Annotated in this window: 16 protein-coding genes; all 16 read left to right on the top strand. The window is 42.3% G+C overall.

The window, feature by feature from the left end:
• The first annotated feature begins 16 nt into the window (after window positions 1-16).
• The 16 genes from ACWF5P_RS01665 to ACWF5P_RS01740 all read left to right on the top strand — a co-directional run bounded on the left by ACWF5P_RS01665 (window position 17) and on the right by ACWF5P_RS01740 (window position 18,517).
• Window positions 17-1,210: an ornithine--oxo-acid transaminase gene (locus tag ACWF5P_RS01665; protein ID WP_034309472.1), complete on the top strand. Its 1,194-nt coding sequence runs from the start codon at window positions 17-19 to the stop codon at window positions 1,208-1,210.
• Between the two features lie 22 nt (window positions 1,211-1,232).
• Window positions 1,233-2,498, top strand: coding sequence for a Glu/Leu/Phe/Val dehydrogenase dimerization domain-containing protein (locus ACWF5P_RS01670; protein ID WP_434167630.1), 1,266 nt, complete (start codon window positions 1,233-1,235; stop codon window positions 2,496-2,498).
• 35 nt (window positions 2,499-2,533) lie between these two features.
• Window positions 2,534-2,788 (top strand): hypothetical protein, encoded by a 255-nt coding sequence (locus ACWF5P_RS01675; RefSeq protein ID WP_076364404.1) that lies wholly within the window; start codon window positions 2,534-2,536, stop codon window positions 2,786-2,788.
• 261 nt (window positions 2,789-3,049) lie between these two features.
• Complete coding sequence (locus tag ACWF5P_RS01680; protein WP_452444622.1) at window positions 3,050-4,414, top strand: sigma-54 interaction domain-containing protein; 1,365 nt, start codon at window positions 3,050-3,052, stop codon at window positions 4,412-4,414.
• Window positions 4,415-4,655: 241 nt separating this feature from the next.
• A complete protein-coding gene (gene brnQ, locus ACWF5P_RS01685; protein ID WP_434167629.1) occupies window positions 4,656-5,987 on the top strand; it encodes a branched-chain amino acid transport system II carrier protein in 1,332 nt (443 codons plus the stop codon).
• Between the two features lie 95 nt (window positions 5,988-6,082).
• Window positions 6,083-7,708 (top strand): amidohydrolase, encoded by a 1,626-nt coding sequence (locus ACWF5P_RS01690; RefSeq protein WP_452444523.1) that lies wholly within the window; start codon window positions 6,083-6,085, stop codon window positions 7,706-7,708.
• Between the two features lie 252 nt (window positions 7,709-7,960).
• Window positions 7,961-9,136 (top strand): M20 family metallopeptidase, encoded by a 1,176-nt coding sequence (locus ACWF5P_RS01695; RefSeq protein ID WP_434167627.1) that lies wholly within the window; start codon window positions 7,961-7,963, stop codon window positions 9,134-9,136.
• Window positions 9,137-9,598: 462 nt separating this feature from the next.
• Window positions 9,599-10,270, top strand: a complete 672-nt coding sequence (locus tag ACWF5P_RS01700; protein ID WP_434167626.1) for a DUF975 family protein — start codon at window positions 9,599-9,601, stop codon at window positions 10,268-10,270.
• 124 nt (window positions 10,271-10,394) lie between these two features.
• A complete protein-coding gene (locus ACWF5P_RS01705; protein WP_230176665.1) occupies window positions 10,395-10,574 on the top strand; it encodes a DUF4083 domain-containing protein in 180 nt (59 codons plus the stop codon).
• Window positions 10,575-11,222: 648 nt separating this feature from the next.
• A complete protein-coding gene (locus ACWF5P_RS01710) occupies window positions 11,223-12,458 on the top strand; it encodes a cytochrome P450 (protein WP_427572403.1) in 1,236 nt (411 codons plus the stop codon).
• Window positions 12,459-12,748: 290 nt separating this feature from the next.
• On the top strand, window positions 12,749-13,399 hold the full coding sequence (locus ACWF5P_RS01715) for a phosphatase PAP2 family protein (protein WP_434167625.1): 651 nt from the start codon (window positions 12,749-12,751) through the stop codon (window positions 13,397-13,399).
• Between the two features lie 83 nt (window positions 13,400-13,482).
• A complete protein-coding gene (locus ACWF5P_RS01720) occupies window positions 13,483-14,094 on the top strand; it encodes a DedA family protein (RefSeq protein WP_101223084.1) in 612 nt (203 codons plus the stop codon).
• A 178-nt stretch (window positions 14,095-14,272) separates the two neighbouring features.
• Entirely contained in the window at window positions 14,273-15,910 is a 1,638-nt protein-coding gene (locus ACWF5P_RS01725; protein WP_230176667.1) for a spore germination protein, read from the top strand.
• Entirely contained in the window at window positions 15,900-17,126 is a 1,227-nt protein-coding gene (locus ACWF5P_RS01730) for a Ger(x)C family spore germination protein (protein ID WP_452444524.1), read from the top strand. Before ACWF5P_RS01725 ends, ACWF5P_RS01730 begins: the two co-directional genes overlap by 11 nt.
• A gap of 22 nt (window positions 17,127-17,148) precedes the next feature.
• Window positions 17,149-18,267, top strand: coding sequence for a GerAB/ArcD/ProY family transporter (locus ACWF5P_RS01735; RefSeq protein ID WP_452444525.1), 1,119 nt, complete (start codon window positions 17,149-17,151; stop codon window positions 18,265-18,267).
• Window positions 18,268-18,286: 19 nt separating this feature from the next.
• Window positions 18,287-18,517, top strand: a complete 231-nt coding sequence (locus ACWF5P_RS01740; RefSeq protein ID WP_101223080.1) for a hypothetical protein — start codon at window positions 18,287-18,289, stop codon at window positions 18,515-18,517.
• The last annotated feature ends 89 nt before the right edge of the window (window positions 18,518-18,606 follow it).

Here is an 18,606-nt window from a genome sequence, read left to right on the forward strand (position 1 = left end):
CTTAGGGGGAATCAACATGACAACATTAACGGAAAAATTAATCGAGCAAACAGAACAATATGGTGCAAACAATTATAATCCACTTCCAATCGTCATTTCGAAGGCAGAAGGAGTTTGGGTGGAAGATCCTGAAGGCAACAAATATATGGATATGCTTAGTGCCTATTCAGCAGTGAACCAAGGCCACAGGCATCCGAAAATCATCGACGAATTAAAAAAACAAGCTGATCGCGTAACATTAACGTCCCGTGCATTCCATAGTGATAAATTAGGACCATGGTATGAAATGGTTTCGCGCATTACGCAAAAAGACATGGCACTGCCTATGAATACAGGTGCTGAAGCTGTTGAAACTGCAATCAAAGCTGTTAGACGCTGGGGTTATGATGTTAAGGGAATCGCAGAAAACCAAGCTGAAATCATTGCATGTATCGGGAATTTCCATGGCCGGACGATGGCAGCAGTGTCCTTGTCATCCGATGATGAATATAGAAGGGGCTTTGGACCGATGCTGCCAGGAATCAAGCTTATCCCTTACGGCGACCTTGATGCATTGAAAGAAGCGATTACACCGCAAACGGCTGGATTTTTAATCGAACCGATTCAAGGTGAAGCGGGAATCATCATACCGCCACAAGGATTCTTGAAAGAAGCTTACGACTTATGTAAAGAAAATAATGTCCTATTCGTTTCTGATGAAATTCAGTCAGGACTTGGACGTTCAGGAAAAATGTTCGCCTCTGACTGGGATGGAGTAGTTCCGGATATGTACATTTTAGGTAAAGCGCTGGGCGGCGGGGTTTTCCCAATCTCTTGCGTAGCTGCAAACCGTGAAATCCTTGGCGTATTCAATCCTGGTTCCCATGGTTCTACATTCGGCGGCAATCCATTGGCATGTGCGGTTTCCATCGCTTCATTGGAAGTCCTTGAAGAAGAGAAGCTTGCTGAACGTTCATTGGAGCTTGGACAATACTTTATGGATAGTTTAAAAGAAATCAAGAATCCAATGATTAAAGATATCCGCGGCAGAGGCTTATTCATCGGAGTCGAATTAACGGAAGCAGCAAGACCTTATTGTGAGCAGCTTAAAGAAGAAAAATTGCTTTGTAAAGAAACACATGATACAGTTATCCGTTTTGCTCCGCCATTAGTGATTACAAAAGAAGACTTGGATTGGGCAATCGAACGCATTAAAAAAGTTTTATCCTAATATACCTATGAGGTGAATTCCATTGAGTACAACAGTCAAAGAAGAAAAAGAAACTGTCAGTTTGCTAGATTCAACACAGGTCGTAATCAAGGAGGCGCTGGATAAGCTTGGCTATTCTGAAGAAGTGTTCGAGCTTTTGAAGGAACCTCTTCGGATGCTGACCGTCCGGATTCCAATCAAGATGGATGACAATTCGACGAAGATTTTCACTGGATACCGTGCACAGCATAACGATGCTGTAGGTCCGACGAAAGGCGGAATCCGTTTTCATCCTGAAGTCGATGAAGAAGAAGTCAAGGCACTTTCAATGTGGATGAGTTTGAAATGCGGAATCGTGAATCTGCCATATGGCGGAGGAAAAGGCGGCATCATCTGTGATCCGCGCCAAATGTCCATCGGTGAATTGGAAAGGCTTAGCCGTGGATACGTTCGGGCAATCAGCCAAATAGTGGGGCCGACTAAAGATATTCCGGCCCCGGATGTTTATACGAATTCACAAATCATGGCATGGATGATGGACGAATACAGTAGAATAAGAGAACACGATTCGCCTGGTTTCATTACAGGCAAGCCACTGGTACTGGGCGGTTCACACGGTAGGGAAAAGGCGACGGCACAAGGTGTCACCATCTGTATCGAGGAAGCGGCAAAGCGTAAGGGCATAGAATTGAAAGGTGCACGCATCATCGTCCAAGGGTTTGGGAATGCAGGAAGCTTTTTGGCCAAATTCATGCATGATGCTGGTGCGAAAGTGATTGGCATATCGGACGCATATGGTGCCATCTATAAACCTGAGGGTCTGGATATCGATTACTTACTTGATAAAAGGGATAGCTTTGGGACGGTAACGACACTATTCGATAATACAATCACCAACCAGGAGCTTCTGGAACAAGATTGTGATATTTTAGTGCCTGCTGCCATTTCCAATCAAATCACCAAAGAAAATGCACATCTTATCAAAGCCCAAATTGTTGTGGAAGCAGCTAATGGACCTACCACTTTGGAGGCAACCAAGATCTTGACGGAACGCAATGTGCTTCTCGTACCTGATGTATTGGCAAGCTCAGGCGGTGTGACAGTTTCTTACTTTGAATGGGTTCAAAATAATCAAGGTTATTATTGGGAAGATGCAGAAGTCCAAACCAAATTAAAAGAGTTATTGGTCAATTCATTTAATCAAGTATATGAAATGTCCGAGACAAGAAAAGTGGATATGAGGCTGGCAGCGTATATGGTGGGTGTCAGAAAAATGGCAGAAGCCTCGATATTCCGTGGCTGGGTATAAGCTAGCCAAATAATGGAGAGTGGAGGAGTGATTCCGTGTTAAAACCGATTCATACCATCGAGTGTGCTCAGGATGGGACCGTCGAACAAGTTTACGTTCAAAAGAATTCCTATGTTTATGAATGGGAGAGGCTCTTTTTAGTGAAAACGGAGGATGGGAAATTGATTGATGTTTCAATAGGTGCCAGTGGTCACATTACTGAAATTAATGTTTCGGCAGGGGATCCTATAAATAGAAAGCTTCCTTTAGCTTTGCTCCAAGACGATTTTGTTATAACTGGCTCTGATTGATTATAGGAAAGAGGGTGTTCCAAAGGCGGAAGTGATTTCTGCTTTGGGATGCTCTTTTTTTGTTGTGATCATTTATATGGTGATGACAAAGCCAGGAAAAAGTTTGAAAAGAAAAAACGCCCTGTTTCATGGTAAAATATCAGAATGATTGGACAATGCACCAAGCAGTTACAAACCAGGAAGCTACAAGGTGAATGACCGATCTGCGGGGATTGTCACGGTTTGAATATGTAAAGTTGAGAGGAGGCTGGAAGGGTGAATATGAATGTGGATATATTCAGGAGATTATCCGATTTTGATAATGTTTTGGTCGTAGATGATAAAGGGATTATCATTTTTTATGATATGGCAGATTTAAATGTCCTTATAGAGCTTGGGATAAGGCCGGAAGAATTCATGGGGAAGAGTGTCACTTCCTTTTATAAAAATATCACGAACGAAAATAGTACGCTGATGAATGTGTTAAGGACGGGAAAACCGTTATGTAATATAAAACAAGAGATGATCACCAAAACGGGAGAGGTCATCGAAACGATCAATTCCACATTTCCGATAGCCGAAAACGGTAAAATAATTGGAGCCGTAGAATTCTCTAAGCGTTTCTTTTCCAAGGATGCCATCCAATATTTGGACAAATATTCGAGCCATAAAATCTTCAGGAGAAATAATACCGTTTATACGGTCGATGATATTATTACGGTTAACCCTAAAATGGAAAGCATTAAAGATAAACTTGGAAGAATTGCGCTAACGACCTCAAATGTTTTGATCGTTGGGGAAACGGGCACAGGGAAAGAACTTATCGCTCAGGCGATCCATAATTTAAGCGATCGATTTGGAAAGCCCTTCATTTCACTTAACTGCAGTGCGGTCCCTGCTAGTTTATGGGAAAGCACTTTGTTTGGTACGAATAAGGGGAGCTTCACCGGATCGGAAGACATGCCGGGTCTATTCGAACAGGCGGAAGGCGGAACTTTATTTCTGGATGAAATCAATTCACTGGATATGAATCTTCAGGTGAAGCTTCTGAAGGCGATTGAAGAGAAAACGATCAGGAGACTGGGCGGGAAGAAAAATATCCGCTTGGACATCAGGGTGATTTCAGCAACCAATGAGGTACCGGATATTTTACTGGCGGAGAAACGGTTGCGGGAAGATTTATTCTATAGAATCGGTGTCGTACAGATTGACTTGCCAAACTTGATGGATAGAAAAGAGGATATAGAAGTCCTTGTTGATCATTATCTGAATTTTTACAACAATACGATGAATATATATATCGACGGTCTTCAGGATGAAGTGCTGGAGTGTTTCAAAAGATATCCATGGCCAGGGAATATCAGGGAATTGAAAAATGCGGTTGAGACGGCATATAATCATGTCCAGTCCAGTAGAATCACCCTTGATGATATTCCTGGAAGAATAAGAGATTATACTGAAGCTCCAATGGCTAATAACAACAGTCTTAATGTGGATTCCTTAAAAGATGCGGTTCAGCAATATGAAAAAGAGATCATTGTGAGTCAGTTGAAAAATACGAATGGGAAAATGGCGGAATCTGCCAGACAGCTTGGTATCTCCAAACAATTATTGAAATATAAAATGGAAAAACATAAATTGCGGTAAAAATTCTTTTACGCTAGAGGTAAAAATTTCACCACTTTTTATTGGATTTGGATAATCAAAGGGTCACGATTCTAGACGCTAAATAGAATCGTGACCCTTTTTTGCCTTGTGTGCAGGGGAATATGCCAGTGATGTTAAAAATAATTAAAATATTGTTAAGATTGGCACGGCATTTGCTTATATAAGTGATAGGCGTATTAAAAGCTGGTTTCATTAAGTGATAAAAAATAGAGGTGAATGGATGAATACAAACAAGATAGTACGTGACAGCCTTATTTTTGGTTTTGCTTTATTTGCCGTATTTTTTGGGGCTGGCAACCTGATTTTTCCTCCGTCGATCGGACTTGCGTCAGGGTCGGATTGGCTTCCGGCTCTAGCGGGCTTCATTCTTACGGGAATTGTACTCCCTATACTGGGAGTTGTGGCGGTCTTGAATTCAAAAGGGAAATTTGAAGAACTGACAAGGCCGATCAGCACTTGGTTTTATAAGGTATTCAATCTGGTTGTCATGATCGGGATTGCGATGCTCGTCACTGTACCCAGGACGGCCGCTACGACCCATGAAATGGGGGTCCATACATTATTCCCGAATGTCCCTTCTTTCGTGACGATGGTCGTTTTCTTTGGATTGAATTTTTATTTTGCCAGCGATCGATCCAATCTCATTGATAAAGTCGGACAAGTGCTAACGCCTGCTCTGTTCGCCATTCTTCTTTTTATCGTCATCAAAGGCACTATCGATCCACTGGGGGCGCCTGTAAATACGGAAATTCAAAATCCGTTTGGCCACTCGTTTTTTAGTGCTTATCAGACGGGTGATGTGTTCACCGGCCTTCTTTGTGCATCGGTTTTCATTGGCTCGATTGCAGCAAAAGGATATGCGGAACCTTCCAAAATGAAGCAAGTGGTCATGAATGGAACCATAGTGGCTGGTTTGGGATTGCTCATCATATACGGAGGGCTTCTATATATCGGTGCTACAGGAAGCGGATTATTCCCTTATGAAATGGAGAGTGCGCAGCTGGTGACGAGCCTGGTTTATAAACTGCTTGGGGATTACGGCACCATTGCATTGGCTATAGCGGTTTCATTAGCATGCCTTACCACCTCAATTGGAATAACCGCTTCAATTGCAGATTTCCTTAGCGGGTTGACGAAACAAAAAGTGAGTTACCGCAATTGGGTAATCGTCGTTTGTGCCATTGGAGTGTTGATGGGGCTAATGGGTGTCGAAAAGATCATCGACTATTCCGTACCGTTATTCATGGGAATTTACCCTGTTTCGATAGTGATTGTCTTACTTGGCGTTTTCCGCAGGTACATACCAAACGCGGGTGCCTATAAGGGGTCGGTCCTGGCCACTTTCATCATCAGTTTATGCGAAACATTGGAAAGCGTCGGTATCCATATGGGATTCATGAATGATTTCATTTCCATCATCCCATTCAGTTCATATGGTTTTGCATGGCTGATTCCAGCCGTACTGGGATTCGTCGTGGGAACGTTCATTCACGGAAAACAGGCTCAGGGAACTCCTTCAAGCCCCATGACTGGTGAAAACCATTTATCTTAATTGTTGGGAAACGGCATAAGGTTTAAATATGGAAGGATGAAGGGAAGTTTCCACGTTCATCATGTTGGATTTTACTTATTAAGGAGAGGGAAAGTATGATTGAAAATAAACGAAATATGAATTTTATTTATATAAATGGGAAAATATTTACATCGAATCCAAAACAACCTTATGCGACTGCCATGGTTGTTCGTAATGGGCGCATCGAGTGGGTAGGAGAACAGTCAGAGACAGACGGAATGAATGGGGAACAGATTGATCTTCAAGGGCGGCGGGTGCTTCCCGGATTAATAGATTCACATCTTCATCCGCTATTTTTAGCGAAGGCGGCCAAGCAAATTCCATGTATGCCACCTGTCGTTGAATCGATTGAGGATTTGATCAAGGCCGTTCGTGAACAGTGTGAATCCCAAAAATCAGGGGATTGGATTGAAAGCTGGGGATATGATGAAGGGAAATTGACGGAAGGACGGTCCCCTTCACGCTACGATCTGGATAGGGCGACGACGGAAGTACCTGTGGTAATAACCCGGACCTGCGGCCATATAATTGTCGTGAACAGCAAGGCATTGGAATTGGCGGGAATTACAAAGGACACGCTAAATCCAGCAGGGGGAGAGATTGACAGGGATTCAGAAGGGGAGCCGACCGGAATATTACGGGAAAATGCAAAAGAACTGGTCAATAAAGTGATGCCGGTTCAAACATTCGAAGAAGAAACAGATACTCTCGCCGAATTGAGTCCTAAATTATTAGCACATGGGATTACTGCAATCACTGAACTCCTGGCAAGGACCAAGCCGATCGATTACTTGGATTTGTATAGGGCTGCGAGCGAAAAGGGTTTAAAGCAACGTACTGTTTTATACTATATTTGGGAAGATATGAAGAATGATATGATCCTGGATAAGGGTAAAACAAACAGAGAAAACCAGAATCATATCGGTGGGGTTAAGTTATTCTCGGATGGCAGCGTGTCGGGGCAAACCGCGTGGGTCGACCCTCCATTTTTAGGCGAAGAAAAGAACCAGGGCATTCAGATGACCTCAGAGGCGGAGTTGTTAAGTGCAGCTGAGGCAGCCAGGGAAAACAATATACAATTGGTCATACATGCAATGGGGGAGCAAGCGATCGATATGATCGTGAATACCTTTTACGGAAAAACGGGATGGATCGCTGATGGTCCATCAATAAGAATCGAACATGCAGCCATGCCTAAAAAGCAAGCACTTCAGCGAGCAGCAGAAACGGGTATCGCTTTTGTTCCTCAACCAATCTTCTTATATGCCGAAATCGAAAGCTATCTTAATAATCTAGGTGCAGAACGCACAAGGCAAACGTACCCCATCCAATCCATGTTAAAGGCAGGCATAAAGCTGGCATTCTCTTCCGATGCACCAGCAACAGCATGGGTTGATCCGGTCAATCCGTTCGTCGGAATCAAGGCAGCCGTCACGCGAATTGCCTATGATGGTACGGACACCGGTCAGGATCAGCGTGTGGATGTACCTACCGCTATTACACTCTACACGCGGGCAGCTCAGGAGATAACGAGAATCCCGGATGTCGGGCAGCTCACTCCCGGCTATCATGCAGACTTCATTGTGCTTGACCAGGATATTTTGGCGATAAGACCGGAGGAAATCGATAGGATTACAGTGGAAGAAACCTATATGGGCGGTTCTTTGGTTTATCAAAAAGAAAAGACGATAAATAAATAGAGGAAATAGGGGCGAAAAGGGAGCGGATTTCCTTTTCGTCCCTTTCGTTTCTTAGAACGGTGTTCAATGGTAGTAAAATTTTTTTTACGCTAGAGGGTGAAAAAATTTACACTTCCATGGTGTATAAGGGGAAAAGGGGTTGCTGTAATCCTATTTTTCAAGAGCGGGAAGGGTAATCCGGAAATTGGCACATAACTTGCTGATTACTAGATAGAGAGATTCTTATAGTTCATATTTGAGGAGGAAATGGTCATGCATAGTTTGAAATTATATCCGGAAATAAAAAGTGTAAGGGAAGATGTGATTGCTTGGCGACGTCATCTTCACCAGCATCCGGAATTATCTTATCAAGAGGAGAAGACATCGCAATTCGTATACGAAACCCTGTTGTCATTTGGAAACCTGGAAGTTACACGTCCGACAAAATATAGTGTGATGGCCTGCTTGATTGGCTCCCAACCTGGGAAAACATTGGGCATCCGTGCAGATATGGATGCGTTGCCGATTGAGGAAGAGAATTCTTTCGATTTTAAATCTCGAACACCAGGTGTCATGCATGCTTGCGGTCATGATGGACATACGGCGATGCTTCTTGGTACGGCGAAAATCCTTTCCGGAATGAAAGATAGCCTGAAAGGTGAAGTCCGCTTCTTTTTTCAGCATGCCGAAGAGTATTTTCCTGGGGGAGCGCAGGAAATGGTCGATGCAGGCGTTATGGAAGGTGTGGATATCGTGATTGGTGCCCACCTCATGTCCACCTTTGAAGTCGGGAAAGTTGGCATCGTATATGGACCGATGATGGCTGCGCCGGATGGTTTCTTTCTGACCGTTAATGGTAAGGGGGGCCATGGTTCTGCACCTCATGAAACAATTGACAGCATCGCGATCGGGGCCCAGGTCGTTACGAATCTTCAATATATCGTTTCCCGCAATACAGATCCGCTCGACAACTTGGTTCTCTCAATTGGAAAGTTCGTTGGAGGGGAAGCGGCCAATGTCATTGCAAACTCCGTAGAGATTAGCGGGACGGTTCGTAGTTTTGATTTGAAATTCCGTGAATCCATGCCAATTCTTATGGAAAGGGTCATCAAAGGCATTACGGAAGCACATGGTGCCTCGTATGAATTTAACTATTTAACTGGATATCGACCAGTCATAAATGACAATGAAGTCACCAAACTCATGGAAGAAACAGTCCGTGAAGTTTATGGAGAAAAGGCTGTCGACCATCAAAAACCGACGATGGGAGCTGAGGACTTTTCGGCTTTCCAACAAAAGGCACCTAGCAATTATTTCTTGATAGGAGCTGGGAATAAGGAAAAGGGAATAACCTATCCCCACCATCATCCGCGTTTTACTTTTGACGAAGATGCCATGGAATACGGTGTTAATATTTTTATCCATGCTGTTCGTAAGATTTTAGGATAGAATCCAAGGAGCAAATCACTGGAGAACATTAGAAATCCTTGCCGGGAAGGAAAAAAGAACTAGAAAGTACATTATCCAAGATCTATGAAAGCACCTTCGCGGACCGTACACTTAATTGGGTATGGTTACGCGAAGGTTTTTTCAAATGGAAGGAATTAAATGGTTTATGGCACTGAATGATTGATGGCATATTGTCATATTCGCTTTCATAAACTGTTACAAGCCAATAGCCAAGGCGAGAAAGGAGTTGATCATGGTTGCTCGAAACCGATTCAACAGCTTTTCTTTATCTGTGTGTGCTTTCTAGGAAATTAAGCCCACAGCTAGAAATATTATGTTAAAATACAACATGGGATTTAAACATCAAAAAAATAGTGGTTTTTCTTAATTCGACCAGATTTTACAATTAAATGGTGAATATTCAGAATTCCGCTGTTTAAAAAAGGGGAGTTAAATAGGAGTATGAGAATCTCAGAATTAAAAAGGAACGCCCTTCAGTCGTTGGGAGGTAAATGGGGAGTAACTGTATCGCTGATGTTGCTTCTGTTCTTGATCAACATCATTTTACCTTTAATTGTCGAAGTGATAGGAAGCGGTGGGTTTTCACAATGGCTCATGCAGGAAGAAACACCGATATGGTCTGATATCTTCAGTCTCGTCTTTTCCATTGCCTTAATCCCGCTTACCATTTCAACCACTTGGTTCTATCTGAATTTGGTTAGGGAAGGAAACCCTGATATTCCAGAAGTATTTGCTATCTATAAAGAAGGCAAAACCTCTTTCAAGCTTATTGGGGCATCCATCTTACAAGGTATTTTCATTTTTTTATGGTCATTATTATTAATCATTCCGGGTATCATCAAAGGCATCGCCTATTCGCAGGTGTTTTTCTTATTGAAGGATCATCCTGAATACACGGTGCTTGAAAGCATTACAGAAAGCAGAAAAAGGATGAAGGGCTTGAAATGGAAGTATTTCCTTATGCACCTAAGCTTCATCGGATGGGGCATTCTTAGCATGTTAACGCTGGGAATTGGTTTACTATGGTTGATTCCTTATGCAGGAACAACAATGGCTGCATTTTATAATGAATTAATTGTGCCACAAGATGACGATCAACAATTAGAGGTATAAAAGATCAACCGATAGCAACTGGCTATCGGTTTTTTTATTCCCGATTCCCCTTAAAAAGGTTAAATTGTTCATTTTGCCTGGTGTATAATAGAATATTGAGAATGCCATTTAGGGGGATTACATAGTGAGTGGGTATAATATTGCGGATATGGTATACCAATTGTTTTGCCTTGTATTTCTAATCCTGATCATCGTGGGAACCGTATCCCTTTTCCGTTCAATCAAGCACCGTAAAACCAGATTGGATATAATGGAAAAGAAGATGGATGATTTGCATGAACTGATTAAAAGGGGCAAAAATTGACGGCTACAGTGCAGCCGTTCAGACTGTAGACAAACTCGAAGAAAAGCGAGTCTGCCTGCAGTTTTTTTTCTTTTAAAAATTCCAGCTTGATTTCAGAAATCCGCTACCTTTCCGCCTGCCACAGCCTCCTCACCGCAAGAGGCTGTGGGGTCTCGGCCAGCCCAGTTATTCGGCAGGAGTGTCACAAATTCACTTAAATCCAGTGAGGGCTTAACTAACCTGACGGCTGCATTGAGCAGCCGTTTTTTTATGCAGTGGATTCATTCCGAATCAAACTCGGGTATTATAAAAATAATTTATACTGAAATAACTTAGTGGAAGGACTTTCACCGAATTTGAAAATGAGGATCGGATTTTAAGCTTCAATTGAGAGACATAAAAAAATAGAAAAAGAAAGGGAATTGTAAAAAAATAAGCAGTTTTACATAGGGTTGTTGGGATTGTGGGGCAAATTTCATGTAAGGCTGCTGGTATGGAAGATGCATGGTTTATTGCGGGATTTTACCCTATAATGGAATAGATGTGTATTTAAGGATATGGTGAAAAAGTCTATCAGGAATGCTCGACCCTTTAACAAATCGACTGAGATGGTAAGCTGAACATTCGATCCTTTTGTTAGGTAACTTTTAAGAAGTGGGAGGAGTCGGTATCATGAAAGAAGTTATTGCAGTAAAAGAAATTACTAGGTTTAAAACACGGACGGAGGAATTTAGTCCGTACGCTTGGTGTAAACGGATGTTAGAAAATGACCCGGTGAGTTATCACGAAGGAACGGATACGTGGAATGTTTTTAAATATGAAGATGTGAAGCGGGTTCTCAGTGATTATAAGCATTTTTCAAGTGTGCGTAAACGAACTACCATATCGGTTGGAACGGATAGTGAGGAAGGTTCTGTGCCTGATAAAATCAAAATTACTGAGGCGGATCCACCTGAGCATAGAAAACGCCGTTCACTGCTGGCCGCAGCATTCACACCTAGAAGTCTTCAAAACTGGGAACCTCGCATTCAGGAAATTACGGATGAGTTGATTGGACAAATGGATGAGGAAACGGAAATCGATATTGTGCAATCATTGGCGAGTCCGCTTCCGATCATTGTCATGTCGGATTTGATGGGCGTTCCCTCGAAAGATCGTTTATTGTTTAAGAAATGGGTGGATACCTTATTTCTTCCTTTTGATAGAGAAAAACAAGAAGAAGTAGATAAATTGAAGCAAGTGGCCGCAAAAGAATACTATCAGTATTTGTATCCGATTGTTGTGCAAAAACGATTGAACCCGGCGGATGATATCATCTCAGATCTATTGAAGTCAGAAGTGGATGGGGAAATGTTTACGGATGATGAGGTTGTCCGGACGACCATGCTGATTTTAGGGGCAGGGGTCGAGACAACTAGTCATTTACTGGCCAATAGCTTTTATTCCCTGCTATATGATGACAAGGAAGTTTATCAAGAGTTACATGAAAACCTGGATTTAGTTCCACAGGCGGTCGAAGAAATGCTCCGATTCCGATTCAATCTTATTAAATTAGATCGTACCGTAAAGGAAGATAACGATCTATTGGGAGTGGAATTGAAAGAAGGGGATAACGTGGTTGTTTGGATGAGTGCAGCTAATATGGATGAAGAGATGTTTGAAGACCCCTTCACCCTTAATATTCACCGCCCTAATAATAAGAAGCATCTCACCTTCGGAAATGGCCCGCATTTCTGCCTGGGAGCGCCGCTAGCCAGGCTGGAAGCGAAGATTGCACTAACTGCCTTCCTGAAGAAATTCAAGCATATTGAAGCGGTGCCATCGTTCCAGTTAGAAGAGAATCTTACCGATTCAGCGACCGGGCAAACTTTGACATCACTACCGCTTAAGGCAAGCCGCATTTAAAAAACGAAAAACCTTGTGCCCTAACCTGCATAAGGTTTTTTTCTTTTTGCATGTTGAATGGCACCCGTTAAATCGAGTTGATGTTCCTGTAGTCGTCGGGAAATCTTATAGTAACCTGAAGTTGAGGTGACAATGACGAATGGAGTAGTATGATAAAGTAGTAAATTTTGTGCCCAGGCAAATTCCTGAATTCGGTTGGCGGGCGATTACACTCACCATGCAATGAAGAAGATATGATAAAATGGAAATTTCCATATGAATCGGTTTTAAATAAGTGAAAGGATGTTATTATGAAATTAAAGCAGCAATTAACCATTGCCTTTTTAATAAGTGTACTTTCTTTAATCGGGTTCAGTTTCATGGCATTTACCATAAGTGCAAATGAATACCTGAAATTTGATGAAGATGTGATTTCCTTGGTGCAGGGATGGGAGTCTCCACTTCTCACGGACATCATGAAGTTCTTTACCTACATAGGTTCAACCGTTTCCCTGATCATCCTTTCCTTGATCATTTTGTTTTTCTTATATAGGGTTTTGAAGCATCGTTTGGAACTGGTCTTATTCACTGCAGTCATGGTTGGTTCACCTCTTCTCAATTTGATGGTTAAGCTATTGTTTCAACGCGCCCGGCCCGATTTACATCGACTCATCGAAATTGGGGGGTACAGTTTCCCTAGTGGACATGCCATGAATGCATTTTCCTTATACGGTATTCTTACATTTTTGCTATGGCGTCACATTACGGCTAGGTGGGCAAGGATTCTATTGATTCTGATCAGCATGATCATGATTCTCTCGATAGGTATTAGCCGTATATACTTGGGGGTCCATTATCCTAGTGATATCATTGCCGGATATTTGGCGGGTGGTTGTTGGATCGCAATTGCCATTTGGTTTTTTCAAAGGTATCAAGACCGCCGGAAGAACAAAGGTCGTTAATAAAGGGAGCAAGATTATTGCAAGATAAGCAGCCGGCGGGTAACAAGTCAGCTGCTGATTCAAGAAAGTTAGGAGCGTATTAAATGGAAAACTGGATTACGGAATTCATGAACGATTTTGGGTATATAGGAATCTTTCTATTAATAGCATTGGAAAATATTTTCCCGCCGATCCCGTCAGAGGTCATTCTTACATTTGGCGGCTACATGACAACAAAAGCGGATATGACGATTATTGGCGTCGTGATTGCTGCGACTATAGGGTCAGTGGCAGGGGCAGTCGTCCTTTATGGAATTGGTTTACTTCTTGATGTTAAGGTCATTGAAAGGTTCGTGGAAAGATGGGGCCATATTCTTCGGTTAACGGTATCGGACGTCCATAAGGCGAATTCATGGTTTGACAAGTACGGGGCATGGACCGTGTTTTTCTGCAGGCTGGTTCCGTTGATCAGAAGCTTGATTTCAATTCCTGCAGGTATGTCCCATATGAGCTTTTGGCTCTTTCTGCTTTACACAACATCCGGAACATTAATTTGGAACATCATCTTAGTCAATATCGGGGCAGCTGTTGGGTCTTCCTGGGAAGATATAGTAGGATATATGGACATTTATTCAAACATCGTTTATGCGATATTGGCTTTGTTATTGATTACTTTCGTTGTTTTGATTTTGAGAAGGAACAAAGGCAAAGTATAATTTCAGTTTAGTTGATTGGGCCGTTATAATCGGCACTTCATTACATAACGGAAAATAACCGCCAAAGGCTGTCATTGCGACAGCCTTTTTCTTATGGAAGGAAGTAGGCTGAACTCAGAATAAAGGGGGAATGCTTTGGGCAAAATGAGTGAAACGAAAAAGGAATGAGGTTCGGAATATGGCTTCTTTTTTCAAACAAAAGAGACAAGTAAAGCAACGTGAAAAGAAGAAGGAAGATGAAAATCAATCCAAAAGCAAAACGCCAATTTATATTGAAAGTTCCCTTTCTGCCAATCTGGAAATCGTGAAGAAAAAGACGGGAAAAAGTCCTGACATCATTATCCGAACGTTGAAAATCGGTCAAAATCCAGAGATAAAAACAACTATTTTGTATGTGCAGGGTCTGATTGATAATCCTAGCGTAACGGACTTTTTAATTGAATCAATCATGAAAAATCCTCACCTATCAAAAAACATACTTCCACTGGAAGCATTGGAAATTATCTCTGAGGACGTGGTTTCCCTCGGTGGCGTGGAAAGGGTCACGGACTGGGAAAAACTATTTTTGACTTTATTATCAGGGGACAGCATCATTTTTGTTGATGGAGTAAACATCGCCCTTGTTGCCAGTACAAGAGGAGGAGAGAAGCGCTCGATTCAGGAACCGAGCACGCATTTGACTGTCCGGGGATCTAGGGAAGGGTTTACGGAATCGAATGGAACGAACATCGCCATGTTACGCCGCATCATCAATACACCGGATTTATGGATAGAGTCGATGAAAATAGGCACTGTGACAAAAACGGACGTTTCCATCATGTATATAAATGGAATTGTCAAGGAAGGGATTGTCGAGGAGGTCAAGAAGCGCTTAAATCGAATTAACATCGATAGCATTCTTGAATCAGGATATATTGAACAATTGATAGAAGACCAGGTCATGACCCCATTCCCAACCCTTAACCATACAGAAAGACCGGATATGGTTGCGGGAAATCTTCTGGAAGGAAGAGTGGCGATATTCGTTAATGGAACGCCTTTCGTCTTGGTGGCCCCGGCAATATTCGTACAGTTTTTTCAATCTGTCGAAGACTACTATAATCGCTTTGACATTGCATCTGCCACACGTTTTTTACGGATCATCGTTTTCATCATCTCGATAGTCGGGCCGGCTGTCTATGTTGCAGCCACGACTTTTCATCAGGAAATGATTCCAACGAAGTTGCTGGTCATTGTAGCGGCCCAAAGGGAAACGGTTCCTTTGCCTGCCGTCGTTGAAGCGCTTCTTATGGAAATGACCTTTGAAATATTACGGGAAGCAAGTCTTCGGATGCCAAAGGCCGTTGGTTCGACGATGTCCATTGTCGGAGCATTGGTCATCGGGCAGGCGGCCGTCCAGGCTGGTATCGTATCTCCGGCAATGGTCATCATCGTCTCGATCACGGCAATCGCCAGTTTTGCAACCCCTTCTTATGCCATAGCAATATCTGCCCGCATTGTCCGGTTCGGATTCATCATTTGTGCCGGCACATTAGGTTTTTATGGGATGATTTTAGCCTTTATCATTCTCATCGTCCATTTATGCAGCCTGCGTTCACTTGGAGTTCCTTATATGACACCGCTCGCCCCTCTGAATCCTGAAGGGCTGGGCGACACATTCTTCAGAAGACCTATGTGGGCATTCAAGGAAAGGCCTAAATTTTTAACCAACGAAAATAATCTGATAAGGGAAGGCGACAATCAAAGACCACTGCCTCCTGAATCGCGTGGAATGAAAACTTCTGACGGGAAAAAAGGTGAAGGCAATGAATCGTAAAAGATTAGTTCTGCTCTTGATGATGTTGATTGCAACCATATTCACCACAGGCTGCTGGGATAAAACAGAGTTAAACGAAATGGCCATCGTCTCGGCGGTTGGACTCGATAGAAATAAAGAAGGAAAGTTAGTGGGAACGTTCCAAATCATTAATCCAAGCAATGTAGCGGGAGCTCTTCAGGGCGGAGGCGGAACGAATCCACCGATATCCATTTATAGGGCTGCTGGAAATAATATACTTGAACTGGATAATATCGCTTCAACTAAAATCTCGCGAGATATGTATTTTGCCCATGCCAACTTGATTGTCATCAGTGAGGAACTAGCAAAAGAAGAGGGCCTCAACGATATTTTCGACGCATTTGAGCGCTCCCCGGAATTCAGGGCAACTACGAGGATCGTGATTGCCCGGGGTGTGAAAGCAAGGGATATTGTCGAAACTTTAACCGCAATCGATAAGGTATCTGCTGAGAAAGTCATTAGGACGATTGAAACCACTGAAAAAACCCAGGGGAAAAATATTAGCATCAATCTCCAAGAGGTGATCAAAAATCTGCTTAGTACCGGAAAAGAACCGATAATAAGCGGTTTTACCGTGAAAGGAAACACAGGTAAAGAGGATAAAATGGAGAATACCATGTCCTCGGATATTGAGGCAAACCCTAATGCAGCAGGGATAGGTGTTTTTAAAGATGGGAAATTGATTGACTGGCTGGATGGCGCTAAGGCAATAGGATCAATGTGGGTATTGGATAGGATTGAAAATACCCATTTAAACCTTGATTGGGAGGGGAAAAAAGACGCAATCACCTATTCAGTTATTCGCCAAAAAACCAACGTCGGAGCAAAATTGGTAAACGGCAAACCGAAAATATCGATAAAGGTCCATGCAGAGGGAGATATCCGGGAGGTGAATGTTCCTTTAAATCTAACCGATATGCATGTTCTGATAGATATTGAAAAGAAGTTAGCGAAAGAATTGAAGAAGGAGATGGAAGATGCGATCGTTCGGGCACAAAAAAATAAATCCGATATTTTTGGCTTTGGGGAGCTCATGCACGAATCCCATCCGAAAGAATGGAAGAAGTTGGAGAAAAATTGGGACGATGATTCTTTTCCTAAACTGGAAGTTGATGTGCAGGTAGAAACTTTCATTCGCCGTACCGGATTACGTAATAAACCGTATCTTTCGAATTTAAAAAAGGATGATCAATAAAAGGAAAGGAAGTGGCATCCTTATGGAAAAGGCAAATATCAGCGGTTACCAGCTGTTCGTCCTTATTTTCCTGTTTGAAATGGGCAGTGCACTTTTGGTTGGGCTTGCAGGTGAAGCCAAGCAGGCTGCCTGGCTGGTCATCCTTATCGCGATGATAGGCGGATTTTTATTATTTTTCATTTATTATGGCCTTTTTCAATACTACCCTGATCAGTTGTTAACGGAATTTGTACGAAATATATTGGGGAATTTTCTAGGCAGGATCGTAGCTTTTCTATACATCCTTTATTTCATCTATCTTGCTGCAAGGGTGCTGAGGGATTTCGGAGATACGCTGCTTACTTTTGCCTATCCTCGTATTCCGTTATTTGTTGCGAACGCTGTATTTATTTTAGTCGTGGTGTATACGGTCCGTAAAGGGATAGAAGTATTGACGAGGACGGGGGAACTATTCTTTGTCTTGGAGAATTTACTTTTAATGACCTTCATGCTTCTGATTATTGCTTCAGGCATGATCCATTTAAACAACTTAAAACCCATTTTTGAAATTAGTGGGACAGAGATGATGAAAATGGGTTTCACTAAAACCGTTTTCTTTCCATTTGGCGAGATCATAGTGTTTTTAATGATTTTTCCTTATTTAAATGAACCTCAGCGACTGAAAAAAATTGGGATATGGAGCTTGGCGACAAGCGGTATTTTTCTCGCGATAATAATGGCTGTGAATGTTGCTGTACTTGGGGTGGACCTTACAACACGTTCGCAATACCCTCTTCTTACCCTTATTCAGTCCATAGAGGTCGCGGGCTTTCTCGAACGTCTCGATGTGTACTTTTTGTTTTTGTTGATGATTGGCGGGTTCATCAAGATAAGTGTATTTACTTATGTGGCGGTAACGGGTACGGCGAATATTTTCAATGTTAAACAGCCCTCCAGACTTGCATACCCTGTTGGCTTTGTCATTTTACTGATTTCCATAATAATAGCAAGCAGCTATACGGAACATATGCATGAAGGGCTAGGAGCCGTACCGATATACATTCACCTCCCATTTCAGGTGATCATTCCGTTGCTTCTCTTGATCATTGCCTTTTTTAAGAATCGAAAAAAAAGGAAGACAAGCACCAAAAAAAGTTCCTGAAAGGCGGAGTTGATCAAAAATGAAATTCTTCGGTATTACGCTTTTGCTTCTAATCCCTTTAGTGGTCATATCTTTAGGTATGGATATTCTATTGGGATTTGATTTGGATAATTCAATCAAGCATGCCTTTAACCCATTTTTGGTGAAGGACCCCGCTGAACTTATCCTTTTTTTCATTCTTTTTGCATTCCTTGTGTTCAGCTTCTTTTATCGAAAAAAAAAGAAAGGCAACGCCAAAGGACAACAATGATGGTGCAAATTCGCCTTGCTGAAATAGAGATGAACTCCGAATTTGGGAGTTTGTCTTTTTGCTTTTTTCCACCTTGCAAACGCATTTCA

This window comes from Peribacillus sp. NPDC055009 (assembly GCF_053608705.1).

Excerpts from the sequence above, each read along its gene's own strand:
- ACWF5P_RS01665 (WP_034309472.1), top strand. The coding sequence starts at position 17 with ATGACAACATTAACGGAAAAATTAATCGAGCAAACAGAACAATATGGT.
- ACWF5P_RS01680 (WP_452444622.1), top strand. The coding sequence starts at position 3,050 with ATGAATGTGGATATATTCAGGAGATTATCCGATTTTGATAATGTTTTG.
- brnQ (WP_434167629.1), top strand. The coding sequence starts at position 4,656 with ATGAATACAAACAAGATAGTACGTGACAGCCTTATTTTTGGTTTTGCT.
- ACWF5P_RS01690 (WP_452444523.1), top strand. The coding sequence starts at position 6,083 with ATGATTGAAAATAAACGAAATATGAATTTTATTTATATAAATGGGAAA.
- ACWF5P_RS01695 (WP_434167627.1), top strand. The coding sequence starts at position 7,961 with ATGCATAGTTTGAAATTATATCCGGAAATAAAAAGTGTAAGGGAAGAT.
- ACWF5P_RS01700 (WP_434167626.1), top strand. The coding sequence starts at position 9,599 with ATGAGAATCTCAGAATTAAAAAGGAACGCCCTTCAGTCGTTGGGAGGT.
- ACWF5P_RS01715 (WP_434167625.1), top strand. The coding sequence starts at position 12,749 with ATGAAATTAAAGCAGCAATTAACCATTGCCTTTTTAATAAGTGTACTT.
- ACWF5P_RS01720 (WP_101223084.1), top strand. The coding sequence starts at position 13,483 with ATGGAAAACTGGATTACGGAATTCATGAACGATTTTGGGTATATAGGA.
- ACWF5P_RS01725 (WP_230176667.1), top strand. The coding sequence starts at position 14,273 with ATGGCTTCTTTTTTCAAACAAAAGAGACAAGTAAAGCAACGTGAAAAG.
- ACWF5P_RS01730 (WP_452444524.1), top strand. The coding sequence starts at position 15,900 with ATGAATCGTAAAAGATTAGTTCTGCTCTTGATGATGTTGATTGCAACC.
- ACWF5P_RS01735 (WP_452444525.1), top strand. The coding sequence starts at position 17,149 with ATGGAAAAGGCAAATATCAGCGGTTACCAGCTGTTCGTCCTTATTTTC.
- ACWF5P_RS01740 (WP_101223080.1), top strand. The coding sequence starts at position 18,287 with ATGAAATTCTTCGGTATTACGCTTTTGCTTCTAATCCCTTTAGTGGTC.